Origin of the sequence: Alteromonas sp. 14N.309.X.WAT.G.H12 (genome assembly GCF_036697315.1) — a bacterium.
Classification (GTDB): domain Bacteria; phylum Pseudomonadota; class Gammaproteobacteria; order Enterobacterales; family Alteromonadaceae; genus Alteromonas.
Map to the genome: position 1 here is coordinate 1 of NZ_JBAHZB010000013.1, position 21,039 is coordinate 21,039.

18 protein-coding genes are annotated in these 21,039 nt (G+C 46.5%); 8 read left to right on the forward strand and 10 right to left on the reverse strand.

Features of this window, described 5'->3' with window-relative positions; genetic code table 11:
* From V5298_RS06365 to V5298_RS06375, 3 genes are all read right to left on the reverse strand, one after another.
* A partial coding sequence (locus V5298_RS06365; protein WP_332930635.1) for a DUF4340 domain-containing protein occupies positions 1–730 on the reverse strand: 730 nt, incomplete at its 3' end.
* The gene (locus tag V5298_RS06370; protein ID WP_332930636.1) at positions 731–3,613 is read right to left on the reverse strand and encodes a Gldg family protein; all 2,883 of its coding nucleotides are present in this window, start codon (positions 3,611–3,613) and stop codon (positions 731–733) included. It abuts the gene before it with no gap.
* A complete protein-coding gene (locus V5298_RS06375) occupies positions 3,606–4,520 on the reverse strand; it encodes an ABC transporter ATP-binding protein (protein ID WP_332930637.1) in 915 nt (304 codons plus the stop codon). Before V5298_RS06375 ends, V5298_RS06370 begins: the two co-directional genes overlap by 8 nt.
* 114 nt (positions 4,521–4,634) lie before the next feature.
* Between V5298_RS06375 and V5298_RS06380 the strand changes: the two genes are divergently transcribed.
* Positions 4,635–4,871, forward strand: coding sequence for a hypothetical protein (locus V5298_RS06380; protein WP_332930638.1), 237 nt, complete (start codon positions 4,635–4,637; stop codon positions 4,869–4,871).
* Between the two features lie 192 nt (positions 4,872–5,063).
* Here the strand turns inward: V5298_RS06380 and katG are convergent, their stop codons facing one another.
* Positions 5,064–7,304 (reverse strand): catalase/peroxidase HPI, encoded by a 2,241-nt coding sequence (gene katG / locus V5298_RS06385; protein ID WP_332930639.1) that lies wholly within the window; start codon positions 7,302–7,304, stop codon positions 5,064–5,066.
* Between the two features lie 308 nt (positions 7,305–7,612).
* Here katG and V5298_RS06390 point away from each other — a divergent pair, with 308 nt between their 5' ends.
* Together V5298_RS06390 and V5298_RS06395 are read left to right on the forward strand one after the other, a co-directional pair.
* Positions 7,613–8,635, forward strand: a complete 1,023-nt coding sequence (locus tag V5298_RS06390) for a zinc-binding alcohol dehydrogenase family protein (protein WP_332930640.1) — start codon at positions 7,613–7,615, stop codon at positions 8,633–8,635.
* A 131-nt stretch (positions 8,636–8,766) separates the two neighbouring features.
* Positions 8,767–10,386 carry a methyl-accepting chemotaxis protein gene (locus tag V5298_RS06395; RefSeq protein ID WP_332930641.1) on the forward strand — a complete coding sequence of 540 codons (1,620 nt, stop codon included), beginning with the start codon at positions 8,767–8,769 and terminating at the stop codon, positions 10,384–10,386.
* A gap of 13 nt (positions 10,387–10,399) precedes the next feature.
* Here the strand turns inward: V5298_RS06395 and V5298_RS06400 are convergent, their stop codons facing one another.
* From V5298_RS06400 to tsaA, 4 genes are all read right to left on the reverse strand, one after another.
* Complete coding sequence (locus V5298_RS06400) at positions 10,400–11,335, reverse strand: phospholipase A (RefSeq protein ID WP_332930642.1); 936 nt, start codon at positions 11,333–11,335, stop codon at positions 10,400–10,402.
* 16 nt (positions 11,336–11,351) lie between these two features.
* The gene (locus tag V5298_RS06405) at positions 11,352–12,191 is read right to left on the reverse strand and encodes an MBL fold metallo-hydrolase (protein ID WP_332930643.1); all 840 of its coding nucleotides are present in this window, start codon (positions 12,189–12,191) and stop codon (positions 11,352–11,354) included.
* Between the two features lie 65 nt (positions 12,192–12,256).
* Entirely contained in the window at positions 12,257–13,963 is a 1,707-nt protein-coding gene (locus tag V5298_RS06410; RefSeq protein ID WP_332930644.1) for a proline--tRNA ligase, read from the reverse strand.
* A gap of 126 nt (positions 13,964–14,089) precedes the next feature.
* On the reverse strand, positions 14,090–14,806 hold the full coding sequence (gene tsaA, locus V5298_RS06415) for a tRNA (N6-threonylcarbamoyladenosine(37)-N6)-methyltransferase TrmO (protein WP_332930645.1): 717 nt from the start codon (positions 14,804–14,806) through the stop codon (positions 14,090–14,092).
* A 309-nt stretch (positions 14,807–15,115) separates the two neighbouring features.
* Here tsaA and V5298_RS06420 point away from each other — a divergent pair, with 309 nt between their 5' ends.
* The 5 genes from V5298_RS06420 to V5298_RS06440 are packed head-to-tail and all read left to right on the forward strand — an operon-like array spanning position 15,116 to position 19,614.
* Positions 15,116–16,057, forward strand: a complete 942-nt coding sequence (locus V5298_RS06420) for an ABC transporter ATP-binding protein (RefSeq protein WP_332930646.1) — start codon at positions 15,116–15,118, stop codon at positions 16,055–16,057.
* The gene (locus tag V5298_RS06425) at positions 16,054–16,788 is read left to right on the forward strand and encodes an ABC transporter permease subunit (protein WP_332930647.1); all 735 of its coding nucleotides are present in this window, start codon (positions 16,054–16,056) and stop codon (positions 16,786–16,788) included. Before V5298_RS06420 ends, V5298_RS06425 begins: the two co-directional genes overlap by 4 nt.
* 2 nt (positions 16,789–16,790) lie before the next feature.
* Positions 16,791–17,669 carry a GldG family protein gene (locus V5298_RS06430; RefSeq protein ID WP_332930648.1) on the forward strand — a complete coding sequence of 293 codons (879 nt, stop codon included), beginning with the start codon at positions 16,791–16,793 and terminating at the stop codon, positions 17,667–17,669.
* Positions 17,670–17,674: 5 nt separating this feature from the next.
* Positions 17,675–18,640: a Gldg family protein gene (locus V5298_RS06435; protein ID WP_332930649.1), complete on the forward strand. Its 966-nt coding sequence runs from the start codon at positions 17,675–17,677 to the stop codon at positions 18,638–18,640.
* Positions 18,637–19,614: a DUF4340 domain-containing protein gene (locus tag V5298_RS06440; RefSeq protein ID WP_332930650.1), complete on the forward strand. Its 978-nt coding sequence runs from the start codon at positions 18,637–18,639 to the stop codon at positions 19,612–19,614. The genes V5298_RS06435 and V5298_RS06440 overlap by 4 nt, the downstream gene beginning before the upstream one ends.
* 2 nt (positions 19,615–19,616) lie before the next feature.
* Here the strand turns inward: V5298_RS06440 and V5298_RS06445 are convergent, their stop codons facing one another.
* Together V5298_RS06445 and folD are read right to left on the reverse strand one after the other, a co-directional pair.
* The gene (locus V5298_RS06445) at positions 19,617–20,171 is read right to left on the reverse strand and encodes a DUF1415 domain-containing protein (RefSeq protein WP_332930651.1); all 555 of its coding nucleotides are present in this window, start codon (positions 20,169–20,171) and stop codon (positions 19,617–19,619) included.
* Complete coding sequence (folD, locus tag V5298_RS06450; protein ID WP_332930652.1) at positions 20,168–21,022, reverse strand: bifunctional methylenetetrahydrofolate dehydrogenase/methenyltetrahydrofolate cyclohydrolase FolD; 855 nt, start codon at positions 21,020–21,022, stop codon at positions 20,168–20,170. Before folD ends, V5298_RS06445 begins: the two co-directional genes overlap by 4 nt.
* Positions 21,023–21,039 lie beyond the last annotated feature (17 nt).

Here is a 21,039-nt window from a genome sequence, read left to right on the forward strand (position 1 = left end):
GAATATTGGCAAGGGTATCGGCCAGGTTGTTCACCGCATCACTATCAAGGTAGATGCCATCGGCTAAACCCACAGCTTGCCATGTTTTTGACTGTGTGGCGTCGGTGGATGCGTCTTCCTTACTGTCACTGTTATTGGCTTTAGGTTGCAGGGTTAAGCCATTAACGGCAATCTGGGCAATGGAGGATTTATCAATGTTAAGGAGTGATTTATCTTCCCAACCGCCCTTTTGTACCGGCACCTCATAAGACGACATCTCGATGGTGTAGATATCATCACTTTTTTCTTCCCTAGCATGAATAATACGCATACTCGGAGAAGTCCCTAGATAGATCCGCGCCAGGTTCTCACCCTTCGATGCCAAGGTAATGCGTCGTTCAAATTTATTGTCAGACACTTCAAAGCGTTCCTGGGCATTAGCACTGGTGGCTACCGGACGGGTTACCTGCACTGTTGCTAATTTATTCAACAGTTCGGTGATTTTTGTTTCGTTCGCAGGAAAGTTATCCTGTTGGGGAAGTACCCAATGATCATCCTGTTTGCGCAAATGGATTTCTTCATCCTCATCTGCGCCTTCCAGAACCATATTGTCGATGCTGTCTGGGTCAAAATTAACAAAAGCAACGGGTTTTGGTTTCGCCGTAACATCTGGTTTGCCGAGACTTATGCCCACGGCCAGAAGGATCTGAACAATCAGTAAGGCGATGAGAAAATTAACGGTGTTTTTCATTTATTTTACCTCCGCCAATATTGCGTCGTATTTACGGCTATCCGATGCCGCTACACTGCGGCGCCAACCCCAAATAAGGATAAGTGCGAATATCGCTAGCCCATAGTTAGCCCATTCCCACCAACGTTGCTCATCGGGTGTCATGGGAAGTAGGGTCCGTGCCAATTGGGTTTGCCCTCTCAGGGCGAGTAATCCCCGATCTTCTAAGGACCAATCAATGGTGTTTTGTACAAAATCCAACGGCTTGGTGTAGTAGGTATTTAGACTTTGAGATACCAGGTTCACCGCCGCATCCGATGCAAAGGTATTGCTTGCTACCACTGTGAGTCGGGCAGATGACACAGAACGGTTGATGACACTGCCAATGGCCGATTTAGTCTCGTTTTTATCTGCTTTTTCTGCATCGTCTTTATCCTTGTCAGCCTCGTCTTGACTATTAAGAAGAGGGGAGGGTTTATCTTTATAGAAGGAGGTAAAACGTCCCTCGATGGCAACGCCTAGAAGATAGGCATCGTGTTCATCTGCAGGCGCAAACCCTGAATCGGGATGTAATTCATAGTTGGGGATGAGGTTGAGATCATCCGAGGTCCAGCTGTTTTTTGAACTGCTGAGAAGTTTGGTAACCTGCCGATCTTTATTTTTGTCATCATCAATATGAATTGGGGAGGCCCAGTTGAGGGTTAATTGCCCCAAGGATGCCGTGATAGGATTATCGGGGTTAAGTCCGTCCCCTCGCAAATCAGGGAAGTGCGGGTAAGGAAGCATACGGATCTCCTGAATAGGAAGACCGCCGATATAGCGCTGTACCGGTACCGGAAGGGCGGTATTTTGTGGGTCAAGCACCATGGTTTCGTCAATCTTGATACCATAATGGGCTAACCAATCTTCCAATCCTGAGGTTTGTTTGCTGGCGGTTAAACTTTGAGCCGCCTGTACATTAAACGGCGAGGTCATCAGCACCACGCTTCCCCCTTGCATTAAAAATTGGTCGATGGCAAAGCGTTGTTTGTCATCTAAATCAGAAGGGGAGAGCACTAAAAGCAAATCACTGTCTTCGGCGACCTGACCGTCGCTAAGATCCTCTTCTTTGACACGGACATTTTCTTTGAGCACTTTTTCCAGAGCGCTATAGCCTTGTCCGTTAGCACCATAGGCGGCAGGTTTCACCACCGAGATGGTTTTTAACATGCCTGGTGTTAACCGCTGTAAGGCATTATCCAATGATCGTTTAAGGGCATTCTTATCTAAGCTTTCAGGCAAGGGAACCTGCACGGTTTCGCCGTTACTTTCAAGTACCATATAAAACCAAAAGGGTTTGGGATCTAGCAAACTGGCTACTTGAGGCGTAAAGCCATAATTTTGTTTTAATTCTCCCGCCAGTTCGCCGTTGTTGGCACCGGGATCGTCAAACTCAAGGGTCAGTTTGTCACCGGCCTGTTTTTTCCAGTCGTCCAATAGGGGATCTAGATCGGCCCGTAGGGATTGCAGTGACGAAGGCAAGCTGTCATTGGGAGAAATATAGCCGTGGAAGGTTACCTTGTTGTCTATCATATCAAAGGGGTTGCCGCTAGATTGATAGCTTCCGGCAACCTTACGTATTGCCCGAGTAATTTCATATTCTGGATTTTTGAGCACCACATCGAGGACTTTCCCGGTTTGGGATTTCACCTCGATAAGATCGCGAAAGCTTAAGGTTTCAAATTGATCACCGTAGGAAATCACTAAGTCAAAATAAGCACTGACAACGGCAGATTGATAGCGATCGGCGGTTTGAAAGGGCACAGGTTTAATACCAAAGCGGGAGGCTGCTTCTTCTTTGGCATCTTTATCCTGTGTCGGATCGACAAATTCAACATCAACACGGCCACCACTATTGACGGCATATTCTTTCAGCAAGTCTTGCAGTTGGGGAACCAATGGTGCAAGTAATGGATGGGTTTTAGCCGAAAAGTAGCCGCGAATATGCAGGGGCTCCTGAAGGGAAGCAAGCTGGTTTTTGGTGGCTGCAGATAACGAGTATTGTTGTCCCTCAGTGATGTCTGCTCGGGCCCAGGTCACGGCGCTTAGCCAGCAATTGGCGACGATGAAATTGGCTATAGTGAGCACAACGAGGTACTTATACAAACGGTGCTGACGTGAAACGGGATTTCCAGCCCAACGTAGACGTTCCAGGGAATAGAGGTTAAGGGTTAAAAATACCCCCATAATTGACACGTAATAATACAGGTCACGAATGTCTAATACGCCACGAGTAATAGACTCAAACCGACTGCCTGTCCCCAATAAGGTCAGCACGCTGCTTACTTGACCGCTGAACAAGTTGGTGAGTGTCGTTGAGCCAACAAAATAGAAGAGACCACACACAATCACCGTAAGAATAAGCGCCACAACAGGGTTATCGGTGCGGCCACTCATGTACAGACCAATGGAAACATAGGCGGCGGCGAGGAATATGGTTGCGAGATAACCGCCCACAACCGGTCCCCAATCCAAGGGGCCTAACAATGATACGGTGATGGGAAGCGGCAGAGTAAGAATAAGGGCGAGGATCACCAGGGCCATGGTGGCTAAAAATTTGCCCATAATTAATTGCAGTGGTGATACCGGTGAGGTCAGCAGGCTCTCCAGAGTGCCGGCTCGACGCTCTTCAGACCAGGCGCGCATGGTTAATGATGCAACAAGGAATATCAGTAACAGCGGCAGCCATTGGAAAAGGGGCCTTACATCGGCAATATTGCGTGCAAAAAAGGTTTCAACCCAGAAAAAGACAAATAAGGTTGCGGCCATAAACCCACCTAGAAAAAGATAAGCGGCGGGTGTTGAGAAAAAACTGCGAAATTCTTTTCGGTTAATTTGCATCAGTGTGGATGAATAGTTAGACATGTTTTACCTCTTCATTAACCTGTGAGAAAAGGGTTTCAAGGTCATGACGTTCTGTGGTGAGTTCATACAGTGCACAATTTGCACCGTTAACCGTACGGGCAATGAGGGGCGCATTGTCGGGCTGGGTAGCTATACGGTAACGTTTGCGATCTGCTGACGAGGGCAGTTCTTCCACCTCGTTCACTTGGGGTAAATCACACAAGATCTGTTTAATATCATTGTTGACCGTCAGTAACAGCGCGTCATTTTTTTGCAGTTCGGCAAGTTTTGCGTTAACCACAAGACGACCCGCCCGCAGTATGAGTACCCGTTCACATACGGCCTGTACTTCCTGCAAAATATGGGTCGATACAATCACGGTAGCGGTTTTGGCCAGCTCGCAAATTAAGCTGCGCATGTGTCTGATTTGGGTAGGATCCAAGCCATTAGTGGGTTCATCAAGGATGACAATTTCAGGCTCGTGTAAGATGGCCTGGGCCACACCTACCCGCTGTCGGTACCCTCTGGATAAGGTTTGAATACTTGCGGTGGCCTTGTCTTTAAGGGCAGTACGGCTAATGGCTTTGGCAATGGCCGCTTTGCGCGCTGTTGGTGGGATATTATGCAGCGAGGCCTGATAATCGAGGTAGTCGATGACGGTCATTTCTGGCCATACCGGACAATTCTCGGGTAAGTAGCCCATTTTCGCCTGAATGGCTTTGGTTTGTTTGCCAACGGCCAAGCCATCAACCAAAATTTCGCCGGCTGTGGGTTCGAGATAGCCGGTGAGCATTTTCATAATGCTGGTTTTACCTGCGCCATTATGGCCAAGTAAGCCGACGATTTCGCCGCGTTCTATATTAAAGCTAACATCGTTAACAGCGTGAAAATCGCCATAACGACGTTCCAGGTGCTTTACCTGAATCATGGAGTTTCTCCTAAGTTAGCATTTTACATTTTATGTTGGACAGTATTTGTCTGACCGCCCCCGAAAGGTCGGTGAATGACGTTTTGTGGATAGTTGTCTAAGGCTTGATTGACAATGACAGGTGAACAGTTAATGGTGTCAATAACACGGGCAAGCGGGGTTGCCGGAAAAAAAAGAGAAGAGAAATTAACACAATTACGATTTATTCTATTCATAAGCCATCTAATCAAGCAAACTCACCAGAAACATGTCCGTATGATGAAATTTCTAAAAAAAGGGTTAGTAATCGACCGCCGTGTTGTTAATCAACTGTTTATGAAATGGGCGATACCAACGCGTTTGCCAAAATAATCACGGATGCATGGAATTTCAACGGTAGGGAGATCGGTTTACGGCTAATGGGATGGTGGGCAAGGCAAAGCGTCATTAATGACAGGGATTTTTAAAGGGTGACGGTGACTGTCTCTGCAAATAAAAATCCGGTATCCCAAATGGCATACCGGATTTTACTTACACTGAATGGGCTAATGTTTCAGCGTGTCATTACACATCGTGTTTTAAATCAAAACGATCATTGCGCATTACTTTAACCCAAGCTTTAACAAAGTCGGCAACAAATTTCTCTTTTGCATCTGCCGAGCCATACACTTCAGCAATGGCACGCAGTTCGGTATTAGAACCGTAAATCAAATCAACCGGAGTAGCGGTCCATTTTAATTTGCCGGTTGCCCGATCCACACCTTCGTAAAGGCTGATATCACTTTCGGATTTCTGCCACTTTATTCCCATATCCAACAAGTTAACGAAGAAATCGTTGGTTAGTTGACCGGGACGGTTGGTGAGAATGCCGTGATCTGAACCATCGGCATTGGCATTTAAGGCTCTCATTCCGCCAAGTAATACCGTCATTTCAGGAACGGTTAAGTCCAGTTTGTCAGCCATGTCTACCATTTCTTCGGTAGGGGAGCGGTGGGTACTTGGCGTATAGTAATTTCTAAACGCATCAGATTTAGGCTCAAGCAAGGCAAAGGAATTGACATCCGTTAATTCCTGGGTCGTGTCTGCACGGCCTGGAATAAACGGTACTTCAATCTCTATACCCGCATCTGCCGCCGCTTTTTCAATTGCGGCATCACCGGCCAGTACAATCATGTCAGCCAAAGAGACTTTCACATTTTTCGATTTCTTGTTGAAATCAGCTTGAATGTCTTTTAGCTCAGCAAGCACTTTTTGTACTTCTCTGGGGTTGTTGATTTCCCAATCTTTTTGCGGTGCCAGAGCAATACGTGCTCCATTTATACCACCACGCATATCTGTGGCACGGAAGCTAGCTGCTGCTGCCCAAGTCACACGAACCAGTTCGGGTACGGTAAGGCCGGTATCCAAGATTTCGTCTTTAAGCATGTCCGCTTGTTTGGCAGAAATCAGGTCATAATCCACATCTGGAATAGGATCTTGCCAGATCAAGTCTTCATCAGGCACTTCATCACCAAGGTAACGTGCTTTAGGACCGAGATCCCGGTGGTTCAGTTTAAACCAGGCTTTAGCGAAGGCCAGTTCAAATTGTGCCGGGTCATCGCGGAAGCGTTCGATGATTCTTCTATAGATAGGATCTTCTTTAAGCGCTATATCAGTTGTAAACATGATTGGTGAATGGCGTTTACCTTCGATGTGCGCATCGGGAGCCATATAGGCAGAGGCTTCAGAAGTGGGGATCCACTGCGTAGCTCCAGCAGGACTTTTGGTTTTCTTCCACTCAAAGCCAAGCAGGTTATCGAGGTAATTAGTTGTCCACTGGGTAGGCGTTACCGTCCAAGAACCTTCGAGACCACTTGTCATGGTGTCTTCAGCATTACCTTTACCGCATTTATTGATCCAGCCAAGGCCTTGCTCTTCAGTAGGTGCCGCAGCGGGCTCTTTACCAAGGCAATCTGCAGGTTTCGCGCCGTGGGCTTTACCAAAGGTGTGACCGCCTGCAATAAGGGCAACAGTTTCTTCGTCGTTCATCGCCATACGACCGAAAGCCTGGCGGATATCTTTGGCCGCGGCAAGGGGATCAGGGTTGCCATGGGGGCCTTCTGGGTTAACATAAATCAAGCCCATTTCAGTAGAGGCCAGAGCGTCTTTTAAGTTACCGTTTTCATCACGACGTTGGTCGGTAAGCATTTCTTCTTCGGGGCCCCAATACACATGATCAGGTTCCCAGTCATCAGCTCGTCCACCGCCGAAACCAAAGGTTTTAAAGCCCATGTCTTCCAATGCCACGTTCCCGGTTAAAGCGATAAGGTCGCCCCAAGAGATGCTACGGCCATATTTTTGTTTAAGGGGCCACAGCAAACGTCTGGCTTTATCAAGGTTGGCATTATCAGGCCAGCTATTTAAGGGGTTAAAGCGTTGTTGCCCCCCGCTGTTTCCACCTCGGCCATCAATGGTTCGATACGTTCCCGCCGCGTGCCAGGCTAGACGTATAAAGAATGGACCATAGTGACCATAGTCTGCGGGCCACCAAGGTTGTGAGGTGGTGAGGGTCTTGCGGATATCCGCTTCCACTGCTTTAAGATCCAGCTTTGCAAATTCCTCAGCATAGTTGAAGTCGGGGCCATAAGGGTTGGATTCACTGGCTTGATCACGCAGTGGGGTGAGGTCAAGTTCATCAGGCCACCAAAATTTGTTACTTTTTGGGGTTGTGGACATGACTTCTGTGGTGTCATGTGTCGCAGCAGCTGAAAGGGCAGGCAACCCCATTGCAACGGCGACAACTATGGTTAAATGCTTAAGTTTCATATGTTGGTATCCTCTCGTTTTTACTTTTAGTACCTTGATGTAAGCAAGGTAAATATGGTTGACAAAACGAAAAGGTGATAATGGCTTTATTCGATTACGTTAATCTATTTTTAACATGGATTAATCGTTCGGTGGTCAAATTGCTATGCGAGAGGCAATAACTGTGAGCTATTGCGGGATTTTTTTGAGCTTTTCTTCCCAAGCAGGTAGGCTTATCTTTAATCGATTTTTGCGTGGCAGATACCTGCGTCAGTCTATTTTCTTTATTCTTACGTATCTGTATGTAAATGACTTGGTGAGGATGTTTTATGCGAGCGTATGGTTATAAACAAGCATCAGAAACCCTTTCTGATACAACTATTCAGGCTGTGAATATTGCCAAACCCATTCCGGCTGGAAGGGATGTGTTAATTCAGATCCACGGCGTATCGGTAAATCCTGTAGATACAAAAATAAGAAAATCGGTCTCGCCGCCGGCGGATGAACTAAAAATATTGGGATGGGATGCTGTGGGTGTGGTCGCCGATGTGGGAAGTGGTGTCAGCATGTTTAAAAAAGGGGATCGTGTGTTCTACGCCGGGGATGTTTCACGTCCTGGAAGTAACGCCGAATATCAGCTGGTGGATGAACGTATTGTGGGCCGAGCGCCGTCCTCACTGTCAGACGAACAAGCCGTCGCTATGCCGCTGACATCATTAACGGCGTATGAACTGTTGTTTGACCGCCTTAACGTTACCAAAGGAAAGGAAAGCCAAGGGCAAACCATACTGATCACTGGCGCTGCAGGTGGCGTGGGATCGGTGTTAGTGCAATTAGCCCGTCAGCTTACCGGTTTGACCATAGTGGGGACGGCATCTCGTCCAGAAAGTCAGGCTTGGGTCAAACGCATGGGCGCCCATCATGTGATTGATCATAATGGGTCACTAACTGAACAATTTACTGAGCTCGGGTTATCCGGTGCCGATTACATCGCTAGTTTGACCCACACCAATGTCCATTTCGAAGCGCTAGCGGACATTGTAAAACCCCAAGGAAAAATTGGCTTAATTGATGACCCGGGTAGTTTGGATATCGGCTTGATAAAGCGTAAAAGCGTTTCCTTGCACTGGGAGTTCATGTATACCCGCTCGTTGTTTAATACAAAGGATATAGGTAAACAACAAGCGATCCTCAACGAGATCAGTCAAATGCTTGATACGGGTACGTTGATTTCTACCCTTGGACAACATTTAGGCCCGGTGAACGCCCAGAATATTATTAAAGCCCATCGGTTATTGGAATCGAATAAATGTATCGGAAAGCTGGTGTTGGCGCCTTTTGAATATGCCTGATCCCTCTTTTTACTAGGACTCACCTTTAGGGTGGGTCTTTTTCTGTTGTTGGTTTTCTTCTGTCATTCAACTGTCATAGTTTACTTTTCTAATGTTGTGCTCCATGTCCTAGCAATATCAGGATCTTTCCTTTGAAACATACCAGCATCAGCAAACTGCTAATGACGCCTGTCTTAGCGACAGTTTTTTTACTGATCACCCTTAACCTCGTCTCATTGTATAAATCCTACATGGTACTGAAACAATTTGAAGAATTAGAAAACAGTTTGATTCAGTCTGAGCGCGATGTAACGACGATTTTAATCACCTTTAAAACCCAGGTTCAAGAATGGAAAAATACCTTGATACGAGGCCATGATAAGGAGAGTCGTGAAAAGTATTGGCAACGGTTTGTGGCGCAGGAAAAAGCGGTACAAGACGGCTTTAATCACTTACTTAAAGAACCACATATTCGTGATGGGATAAAAGCAGATATTCGGGCATTTTTAAAAGCCCATGAAACTATGTCTGTGCGCTATCGTGAAGGCTTTAATGCCTATGTGGCTGCAAACTTTAATGTGCAGGCCGGCGATAGTAGCGTGAAAGGCATCGATCGAGAACCGGCGCGTATGCTGGCATCGGTTACCCATGATATTGCCGAGCAGTCTGCCAACACCTTAGCGGCTTTGAAAACGAATACGCGCATTGCGCTTTGGAGCATAATGAGTATCGCGCTGGTACTCATTATTCTTGCTATCTACTATTTGGTTAGACGTTTGCAGGCGCAAATCATCAACCCGGTAAAAGAAATCGCTGCCTGTTTAGCTGGTCTTGCGCAATGCAATTATGCTTATGATTTAACTTATCGCAGTGAGCATGAATTAGGTATATTGGCCGATGCGGCGAGAGGGTTACAAAGTAAATTACGTGATTCTGTGGCCCAGTTGACCGTTGCCCAGCAAGACGTTGAAAACGCAGTGGATAACTTAGGGGAGGTGAGTCGGGGGATCGCTAACGGCGCAGAAGAACAATACACAACGAGCCAGACCTTGGGAAACAGTACCGAAAAGCTTCGAGAGATCGTGCAGAGTTTGGCGACTATTGCCAATCAGGTTGCTGTGGCAACGGAGCGTTCGCAACAAAATATTGGCCAGTGTTATTCTACCTTTGAGCATGCCAATACGGGGTTTAGTCAACTTGCCGTGACGGTAAATAATGCCGGTGATATCGTCAATGCGTTGAAAAGCCGCAGTGCGAATATATTAAAAGTGGTCAATGTCATTAATGAAATTGCTGATCAAACAAACCTGTTGGCGTTAAATGCAGCCATTGAAGCGGCGCGGGCAGGGGAACATGGACGTGGATTTGCGGTTGTGGCCGACGAAGTTCGGGCGCTGGCGGCGAAAACCCAGCAATCCACACGAGAAATCAACGACATACTCGGTGCCTTTGAAGGGGAAGCGGGGAATGCGGTAAGTGCCATGCAGGTGGGTGTGTCCTTAGCGAATAAAAATAAACAGGAAGCGGCCAAGGCATTGGAACGATTGAATTTTGTGGTCACGGATATTCAGGAAACCGCGAGTGTGGTAACTGCGCTTAATCACGCCACCACAGAGCAAGAACGGGTGTTAAAAGGGGTTGAAGAGGTGGTTAGCTCATCCATCGAGGCTTCCGAACGCTATCATGGATTATCAAGGCGTAGCGATATTTCCGATACCATGGGCCAGATGGCAATGAATGTGAAGCAGGTTGTTAGCGCCTTATCGCGATAGGGCGCGTTGGGTTTTACAAAAAGGTAAGCTGAAATCCAAGACCTATACGTTCCTGACTTCGATTGTAATCAATCATCGAATCGCCGTAGCCATTAAAATATTGCAATAAAAGGTCGTAACGATCAGTTAACGGGTAAGTGAGATCCACTTGAATACTGCCTCGGTTGGTACCGAAATTAAGATTGTTTCTTAACAACGCCATTATTTTGAAATTGCCCAACCGTGTGCCGTAACCCAATTCCATACGCCCGTAATAGTCGGAGATATCGGGGTTATCATCACCGGAGGTATCAGACTCATCTTCTTTTTCATCTTCAGGGATACGATACCAGGCTTTCAGGTAATAGACGTTATCGTAGTCGCTAAAAAGTACTGAGGCAAAAAGACGATTCCAACTTCGGGAACGATCCCCACTTTGTCCGTTAGACATGTGGTTAAAGCCCAGCTGTAACGAATTAAAATCGTAGCCTAAAATGGAAATGTCTGCCCGCCGTTGATAAAACAACTCTGGTTGATAATTGGTTTCTCTAAACGGCTTTGAGACCTCGCTGTTATAGAGCTGCCAAAAGGACGTGACGGTAAACCCAAGGTACATACCGTTGGCGGTATCATCTTGCAAATAAAGGGGCAATTTCACGCTGAGTTGAAATTTGGCTTCTTTGTTATCCACATTTTCCGGCGTAAGATCCTGATTACCTGCCGAATTTGGATTCGTTACATAGGTAAACGGCAATATATAATTTGGCTGGAGTTGGGTAATGGAAAAGCGATTATCCAATGCTTGTGAATCGGCTTGTAGTCTTGAGCTTAAAATACTCGACGATGGGAGCTGTGATTGTACGGATTCAGCATTTGCTTGTTCCTGTTCCTGAGTTTGTTCCTGCGCCACGGTATAAAAACTTACCAATAGGAGTAACAAAGTCACACTGATGCCTGTTCGTGAGGTCACGTTCTATCCTTGTGGTTTACAAATTTAACGTTAGGCCTTCCGATGCCGCGAAAAGCTCAACGTCAGACTCGGCAATGGTGATGTATTCGCTGCAGTGGGCGACAACGTTATCAATATCATCGTCAGTTCGCTCGGGATCGTGGCTATAAAGCGCCATGCGCTTAGCATTGGACGCCATGGCCAATTTTACCGCTTCCTCTGCTACAGAATGGCCCCATCCTGATTTAGCTGGCATATCTGACAGCATGTACTGGGCATCATGAATAATAATGTCAGCATCCCGGGCAAATTCGACAAAAGTAAGAAAGTCGGTTTCTTTTTTATACGGTGGATAAAGTTCGTTATCGGTAATATAGGCAACTTTCACCCCATTTTCGACGATGGTATAAGCGCTGCCTTTGCCGGGATGGTTCATGGGTAATCGTGTTATCGTTGCGTTACCGATGGTCCAAGAATCTATTTCTTCAGGAATGGGCTTTAAACAAATATTGGATGTTAATGCACTGGATGGAACAGGAAAAACCGACCCTTGCATTTGTTTTAATATTTGATCGTATTCCGGTAACGAGGTCAGGCCCGGCGTGATATTGATTTCTCTTCCTGCTTGATAAATAGGCGCAAAAAATGGAAAGCCCTGAATGTGATCCCAGTGATTGTGAGTCAGTAAAAGGTGGATAGGCGTTTGTTGACCTATGAGCTTGTTGCCTAATAATCGAATGCCAGTACCCGCATCCAGAATAATATCCGTGCCGTCAGATAGGCGTATATGAACGCAGGCAGTATTGCCACCATACCGGACGTATTCCGGCCCGGGGGTTGGAATTGATCCTCTTACGCCGTAAAAGGTAACTTGCATGCTTTCTCCTGATGCCCAAAAAAGTAAACCGGGCATAACGCCCGGCGGCTATCCATCTAGTAAGTTTATAGCGTGGCGACAAACTCGCCAACTTTATCGAGTTCCAGCAAGGTTTTTTCGCCAGTTCGGCGGTTTTTATATTCTACTTGCTGATTGTCTAGGTTGCGTTCACCTATCACAATACTGTGGGGAATACCGATAAGTTCAATATCGTTAAACATCACCCCAGGGCGTTCTTTTCGGTCATCGAATAACACTTCGATGCCTTGTTCACTTAAGGTGGCATACAGGGCTTCTGCCGCATCTTTAATGCGTTGGGATTTGTGCATGTTCATTGGAATGATGGCAAGGGTGAACGGTGCAATGGACTCCGGCCAAATGATGCCATATTTATCATGGTTTTGCTCGATGGCGGCGGCGACGATACGGGAAACCCCGATACCATAACAACCCATCATTAGGGTTTGATGTTTGCCGGTTTCACTTAACACACCACAATTCATGGCTTTTGAATATTTATCACCTAACTGAAAGATATGGCCAACTTCAATGCCGCGTTTGATTTCTAACACGCCGTTGCCACAAGGGGAGGGATCGCCGGCAACCACATTGCGAAGATCGGCTACCGTCACATCTTCTGCCCAGTTGGCATTGACGATAAAGGTATCGGTTTGACCGCCACCACAGGTGAAATCTGCTAAGGCTGCAGCAGAATGATCCACCACTGCCGCTACCGGTAAATCCAACGGGTTAGCAAACATTGGGGCGCAACCTAAAATTGCCGCTGCTTTTTCTTCACTCGCGATGACAAGGGGAGACGCCACCTGAGCGAGTTTTTCGGCTTTGATTTCGTTGAGGGTGTGATCATGACGCAGTACCAGCGCTACCCAGCTTTCTGGTTGGCCGTCAATGTCTTCACCTTTGACCAATACAACCTTAAGCGCATTGGCGCTATTTAATTGGTGGGCATCGAAAAAGGCCGCTAGTCCTTGATCCTTGGGTTTATTCAAGGTTTCTGTGGGGGCGCCGCTAGGCGTTGCTTTGCGCTTAGGTGCAAGCGCTTCGGCTAATTCCACGTTGGCGGCATAATCTGATGCAGAAGAAAAGGCAATGGCATCTTCACCTGAATCCGCCAGGACATGGAATTCATGAGACGCTGAACCCCCTATGGAGCCGGTATCGGCGATGACCGCACGATAGTCGAGACCAAGACGCTTGAATATATTGCAGTAGGCGGCGTACATTTTTTCGTACGTTTCCTGTAGCGAGCTTTCGTCAAGATGAAAGCTATAGGCGTCTTTCATGGTAAATTCACGACCACGCATAATACCAAAACGGGGACGTACTTCGTCTCGGAATTTGGTTTGAATTTGATAAAGATTGATAGGCAATTGCTTGTAACTGCTGATTTCATTGCGTACCAACGAGGTGATCACTTCTTCGTGGGTGGGCCCTAACACGAAATCCCGCTGATGACGGTCTTTAATTCTAAGCAGCTCAGGACCGTATTCTTCCCAACGTCCAGACTCCTGCCACAAATCAGCAGGTTGAACGACGGGCATCAACACTTCAATGGCGCCGGCTTTATTCATTTCATCGCGAACAATGTCGGCGACTTTATTTAAAACCCGCAGGCCACTGGGCAGCCATGAATACAAACCTGCTGCGAGTTTACGGATCATACCGGCTCGTAACATAAGCTGGTGGCTGGCAATTTCGGCATCCGCAGGAGTTTCTTTTTGCGTTGACAACAGATATTGGCTAGTGCGCATTACGGTGACTCATCCTATAACATCAAATATAAACCGCGCCATTCTAGCAGTATAAAAATAGGCGCAAAAGCCGTTTTTCTGGTTTATTGATGATGACGGGGATTTAGGTGATTAACTTCAGATAATTTAACGAATACGGGTTATGTCGAGAACATAAACGGTATTGTTTTTAACCTGCCAACTAATATCGGCATCATACAAAGCCACTTTATAGACTTTATCATCAACGTCTTGGCTTTGCCGGTAGGCGGGCCGCGGATCTTGAGATAATACGGCGCGGATCAGTGTGGCTAAATCCGGATGCTGGCCTTGCATCTTTTCACACTGCCGTTGCGCGGTGTGGGTAAATACCACCGAGCGGTTGGGAATGGTGCCGTAGCTATCGAGTTTATCCTGGGCATCGGGCAAACAGTCGGCATAGCGAATATAAGGCTTAATATCCAATATGGGCGTGCCATCAAGGAGATCCACACCATACACGGTTAACGAAGCCATGCCATCAGTGACTTCAATACCGCCATTTTTTACCACCGACAAACCGATATTGTTTGGTCTGTGGGTACTGCGACTGGCAAACACGCCCAGTTTGGCATTGCCGCCTAATCGGGGCGCTTTAACGCCAGGCTTCCAGCCGCGGTGGGCGGTGGCATGAAAATGAAATAGGAGCCATAAATGGCTAAATTCCTCAATTCCCTTAAATCCTTGGGGGTTGGCATAGGAGGCATGAAACTGTATTACCCCTTTTGCCTGTGCCAAATTCGGTTGTCGGGGAATGGCAAACTTTTGTTTGAAAGGGGTGGCGATGGTGCCAATGGGCGCGATGGAAGGCATGGGAATATTCACAGATTCATACAGATAAAATTAAACCAAGTAATGTCACAATTATCACATATTTTACGGTTAACGTATCTACCAGAAGTCGATTCAATGACGTGACATACGTTATTTAGACTTCTTCGTTTTCGTCCCTGGAATACGAAATTTTCGACCCTGCCTCATGTGCAGGGTTTTTTTTGGCTTTTTGTGATGTGAACAAGTGCTTGAAGTGCGTGAATGTGTCACTATTAATGGAAGGGGGATGGCGCCTATTACATCGTCAACACATAATGCCATCCGTTATCGCATATTATAACCAGTAGCAAATGGAACGCTATGATCGCTGTAGAAAATCTAAGCCGTTGCTTTCACGGTTTGACGGCCGTAGATGATTTAACATTTACCATCAAGCCGGGTGAAATTGTGGGTTTTCTCGGGCCGAATGGTGCAGGGAAATCCACCACGATGAAAATGCTCACGGGGTTTCTTGCCCCATCATCTGGCTCGGTAACCATTGAGGGGCTTAGCATGGCCTCTCATGCTAAAAAAATACAGCAACGTATTGGTTATTTACCTGAAGGTGCGCCGTTATATAACGATATGACGGTTTTTCAGTTCTTGTACTTTATTGCTTCGGTAAGGGGCTTAAAAGGCGCTAAGCGACGAGAACGGTTGAAAGATGTGATAAATAAAGTCGCCTTGCAAGGGGTACTAAACCGGCGAATAGAGGAACTGTCGAAAGGTTTTCGGCACCGTATTGGGCTGGCACAAGCCCTGGTTCATGATCCAAAGATCCTTATTTTAGATGAACCCACCGATGGCTTAGATCCCAATCAGAAACACCAGGTTAGGGAACTTATCCGGGCGTTATCGAAAGACAAAATTGTCATTATTTCCACCCATATTCTTGAGGAAGTCACGGCGGTTTGTAATCGGACAATGATCATTGCCCAGGGTAAATTACGCTTTGACGGAACACCGGAAGCGCTTCAGCAACGCTCTCGATATCATCAAGCCGTTACCTTACACTTCAGTTATGCCGCCGATATTTCCGGGTTAGCCGAAATAGAAGGGGTTGACGAAATGGAAGTGGATCGCCGCACTGGTGATGTGACGCTGTTTCCTGAGCCCGGTAATTTGATCATGAATGCGGTGGTAGAGCATGTTAATCATTTTCGTTTACCGGTTGATAAATTTACTGTAGAAACAGGACGTTTAGATGAAGTATTTAGAGAAATAACCCTCGAGGAAAATACACAAGGAGTGGTGACTGAATGAGTCGATGTTTTGCAATAGCCCAGCGGGAATTTGGTAGCTTTTTTGCTACCCCGGTGGCGTATGTCTATCTTATCATTTTTCTGGTGCTAAACAGTGTGCTGACCTTTTTTGTCGGTGATTTCTATCACCGTGGGCAGGCAGACTTATTTCCTTTTTTTAGTTTTCACCCCTGGTTGTATTTATTGTTAGTGCCGGCCTTTGCCATGCGTAGTTGGTCAGAAGAACGCAAATCAGGCTCCATTGAACTGCTGATGTCGCTGCCGGTTTCAGTGGCTGAGGCGGTGATGGGAAAGTTTTTCGCATATTGGTTAATTCTAGCACTTGCCCTCGTTATGACGGTGCCGTTGTGGTTGACTGTCAATTATTTAGGTAAGCCTGATAATGGTGTTATTCTCGCGGCATACATAGGTAGCTGGTTAATGAGCGGGGCGTTTTTGGCCATCAGTATTTGTATTTCGGCGTTAACACGCAGCCAAGTCGTGGCGTTTATTCTGGCAGTTATGATGTGTGCCCTTTTCGTGGTCAGTGGCTTTGAAATGATACTTGATACATTCAGAAATTGGGCCAGTACCACCATTATCGATACGGTGGCCTCACTGAGTTTTCTTACCCATTTTGATGTCATGTCCAGAGGCGTACTTGCCGCCGATGATGTGGTCTATTTTTTGTTGGTCATTGCTGTGTGGCTTTATGCCTGTTGTATCATTGTTGATGAAAACAGGGCGGCGTAGTGATGAAAAAACTCGATGCAATCATAAGTGTCACCCTGTTAGCCATTCTGTTTGTATTGCTGGTTTACATTAATAACGCCTATCTGGGACGTTATCGTGCAGATTTAACAGAAAATAAGATTTTTTCGTTATCCGCGGGCACCCAGCAGGTGATTAAATCTTTAAATGAGCCGGTGACCTTGTATTTCTTTTTTTCCGATACGGATACTACGGGCATGACGTCACTGCGCAATTATGCCAACCGTGTTGAGAGCCTGTTGCAAGAATATGTGCAGGCATCCGATGGCAAGATAAAGCTAGAGATCATGGATCCGCTGCCGTTTTCTGAAAGTGAAGATAAAGCCAATCAGTTTGGCTTGACCGGTGCTGCCATTGGCCATTTAGGGGAGACGATTTTTTTTGGTTTGGCGGGCACGAATTTATTGGATGATCAGTTTACTATTCCGTTTTTTGATCCTAAAAACGAACAATTTCTTGAATACGATATTACTAAGCTGATTTATCAGTTGACCGAGCCGGATACCATGACCTTATCCATCGTAACGGATTTGCCTGTGGCGGGCGGTCAAGATCCTGTCACCGGCCGTTATGTGGGCCCCATGGTTTTTTATCAGCAATTGTCCCAGCTTTATGATATTCACCTTGTTAGCGCCAATGATGCAGCCATTGCAGATGATACGGATGTGGTTGTGCTTATTCATCCCCAAGACCTGTCAGACAGTTTGCTGTATTCCATTGATCAGTTTGCCATGCACAAGGGGCGAATTTTAGCCTTTATTGACCCTCATTACGAAGCCGATGCGGTGGCGTCATTGCGTTTCCAGCAAGCGAATCCGTCGTCCCTGCCGCTATTAAAAGCCTGGGGGGTTAAAGCGATCTAACTAACGTGGTACTGGACGCTCAACTGGGGCTGGATTTTCGTGATGAATCCGGCACCCGGATAAAACATTTTGGTATATTAGGGTTAACGGCCCAGCAGCTGGATCGTAATGACGTCACGACGGCAAATCTGGAATCCTTAAATGGGGCTTCGTTTGGTGCCTTAGAGGCCATTTCAAAACCTGGGCTAACCATGACGCCGTTAATGCAATCCTCTACCAATGCCGGGCTAACCAATGCCGATGACTACGCGGCCACATTGAGGCCCGTTTCCTTGCAACGTGGTTTTGGCGGAAATACGCAAAATTATACCCTGGCAGCGCGCTACACTGGTAAAGTGCGCTCTTATTTTCAAAAGCCGGAATCTCCGGTTTTGGCTGAAAAATACAAAGGGGAAACCCGTGATCTCAATCTGATTGTTGTTGCCGATGCCGATTTACTTTCTGATCGCTTTTGGGTGCAACAATCTCCGTTTTATGGCGATACCTTAATAACGCCTTTTGCCAATAATGGTGATTTTGTTGTCAATGTGATTGAGAATCTCACCGGAAGTAATGCACTTATTGGTATTCGCGCGAGGGGCACCTTTGCAAGACCCTTTACCCGAGTGAAAGAGTTAGAAACCCAAGCGGAAGAAAAATACCGCGAACAAGAAGAATTACTGCAACAGCAATTAGCAGACAATGAGTCAAGGTTACGGACACTACAGGAGAAGACCGGTCAAGGTGGGAATATTGTCTACTCTGAAGAGCAGCAAGAGGCCATTGATGAGCAAATTGCTAAGCGGGGGGCCATTCGTCAATCCTTGAGGGAAGTGCGTTATAAGTTGGACAGGGAAATTGACCAGTTAGGAAACAGATTGAAAATTGCAAACATTGTTGTTGCCCCATTTTTACTGATTATACTGCTTACTTCGTGTGCCTATGTATGCAAACGACGGGCGAGTAAGTTTTACACCTCGGAGTCGTCATGAGTTTACGGATCCTTATTCTTGCGCTACTGACCTTCGGCGCGGGAAGTTTTGTCTGGTGGGTAGAGTATCAGACCCAACGGGAAGAACAGCAACATTCTGCCGAGCAATCTTTGGCCAAAGACATTGCCGCTGCGGCCAAAGACATTCAAAGAATCAAAATAGAAGATCACAGTGGTGTGCTTTTTTCCGCCGTTAAAGAAAATGATCAATGGTTATCTACACATTTAGATTCCATCATGACATTTCCCTCTGATACCGCAAAGTTAGCCCAGTTTGCCAGTGCACTTACCGACGTTGAGGTGGTTGAGTCGAAAACTGCCGATGCAGACAACTACTACCGCCTTGGCGTAGAAAGTGTGCGCAGTGAAGATGCACAATCGGTACTTGTGGAAATCGGTGGACAGCGGGAAGTCTTCTCACTGTTGGTGGGGCATAAAGCAAAAGGGCGACGAGGTAGCTATGTGCGCCAGCCTGAAGAAGAAACCAGTATGTTGGTCAGTGAGCGTATTCCTTTGCCCCAAACATCAGGAGACTGGTTAAGCCGTGACGTGATGCCCTTTAAAGAAAAAATGGTGGCAAAAATCGAAAGAGAAAGCAATAACTTGCCGCCCCTACAGTTTGTGCCAACAGAAAATGGGGAATGGTCTATTCCTTCTATTGATGAAAATCAGCTTTATCATCCCTCAGCAGTATCTGAAGCGGTGGCTGGGTTGATGCATTTTGATTTTGAAACCGTAAAGCCATTTCTGCAGCACGAATGGAATGAAGTCACCATTGCACAGCAGTGGGTTTTTACCTTGCATGATGAAAGTAAAGTCTGGCTGTATGTTTCAGCCCCTGATCCTAACGGGCAATCTCAATTGTGGATCCATACCCCAGATTCGCCCCAATGGATATCAGAATGGGTATTTATGTTGTCTGAATATCAGGTACAGCCCTTTTCTGTGTCGTTAGCAAATTTACTGCAATCCTAATCTTAATTAGGCATTGCTGCCTTTTTTATCTGACTAAGTAAGGCGTCGAAATGGGCAGAGCCTAGGGCATTAGCTTTACGAATGTTGCGTTCGTATATCGCACTGGCATCATCTTTATCTTTCATCGCAATGTCGATATCTGCTTCGCGGATAATATGCAACATGGGGTAGGGGCTTCGGTTGGTGTAGTTTGCCGGCGAATCTAATGGTTCGTCAGCAAATACATAATGGGGATGGAAACTGGCGAGTTGAAACTCACCGCTAAATCCGCTGCGCTCGATTAACGCTTCGGCCATCCCCAGTAAATCAAGATAGGTGTCAAATACCTCAAGACCATGGGGCAATATAATCAGTGTCGTTGTAATGTGGTCGGCTTGCTGTAATTGTTTGCACGCATCAAAAAGCGTTTCGAGTATCTCAGCAAAGTCGGGATTGGTCTGCACCACGTAAGCAATTTTTTCGGTAATAAATACCGGTTTTGCAAAGGGGCAAAAATTATAGCCAATGACCACTTTTTCTAACCACGCGCGGGTGACACGGATTATATCACTGTTCATGAATGGTATTTTACATAAGCTTCAAGGGTATTTTCTATCAAACTTGCCACTGTCATTGGGCCGACACCACCGGGAACGGGCGTGATCCAGCCTGCACGGGTGCTGGCTTTTTCAAAATCCACATCACCGACCAATGAGCCATCAGATAAACGGTTAATACCCACATCAATGACTATCGCCCCTTCTTTAATCCAGTCACCAGGAATGAAATTGGGTTTACCCACGGCAACCACCACAAGATCAGCCCGACGCACATGGGCTTGTAAATCCTGGGTGAATTTATGACAGGTTGTCACCGTACAACCGGCTAGTAATAATTCTAACGACATGGGCCGTCCCACAATATTACTGGCGCCAACAATCACCGCATCTAAGCCTTTCACCGGACGTTTAGTGGCTTCGATCATGGTCATGATCCCTTTGGGCGTACAAGGCCGCAGAGCTGGGATACGCTGGGCTAATCGTCCGATGTTGTAAGGGTGAAAGCCGTCCACGTCTTTTTGCGGCAAAATTCGTTCTAGGATGAGCTCGGCATTTAAGCCCGCAGGTAAAGGTAATTGGACTAGAATACCGTCTATTTCGTCATCGTGATTGAGTTCGTCAATTAATGACAGCAATGCCTCCTGACTTGTGTCTGCCGGAAGATCAAAAGAACGAGAAACAAAGCCAACCTCTTCACAGGCTTTACGTTTGTTGGCAACATATACCTGAGAGGCTGCATCACTGCCCACAAGGACAACGGCAAGGCCTGGACAGCGTTTATTGGCTTCTTTTAAGGAATCTACATAAGCAGCAACATGCTGACGAACTTGTTTGGCAATCACTTTGCCATCGATAAGGTGAGCACTCATTCATCGTTTCTCGTAAA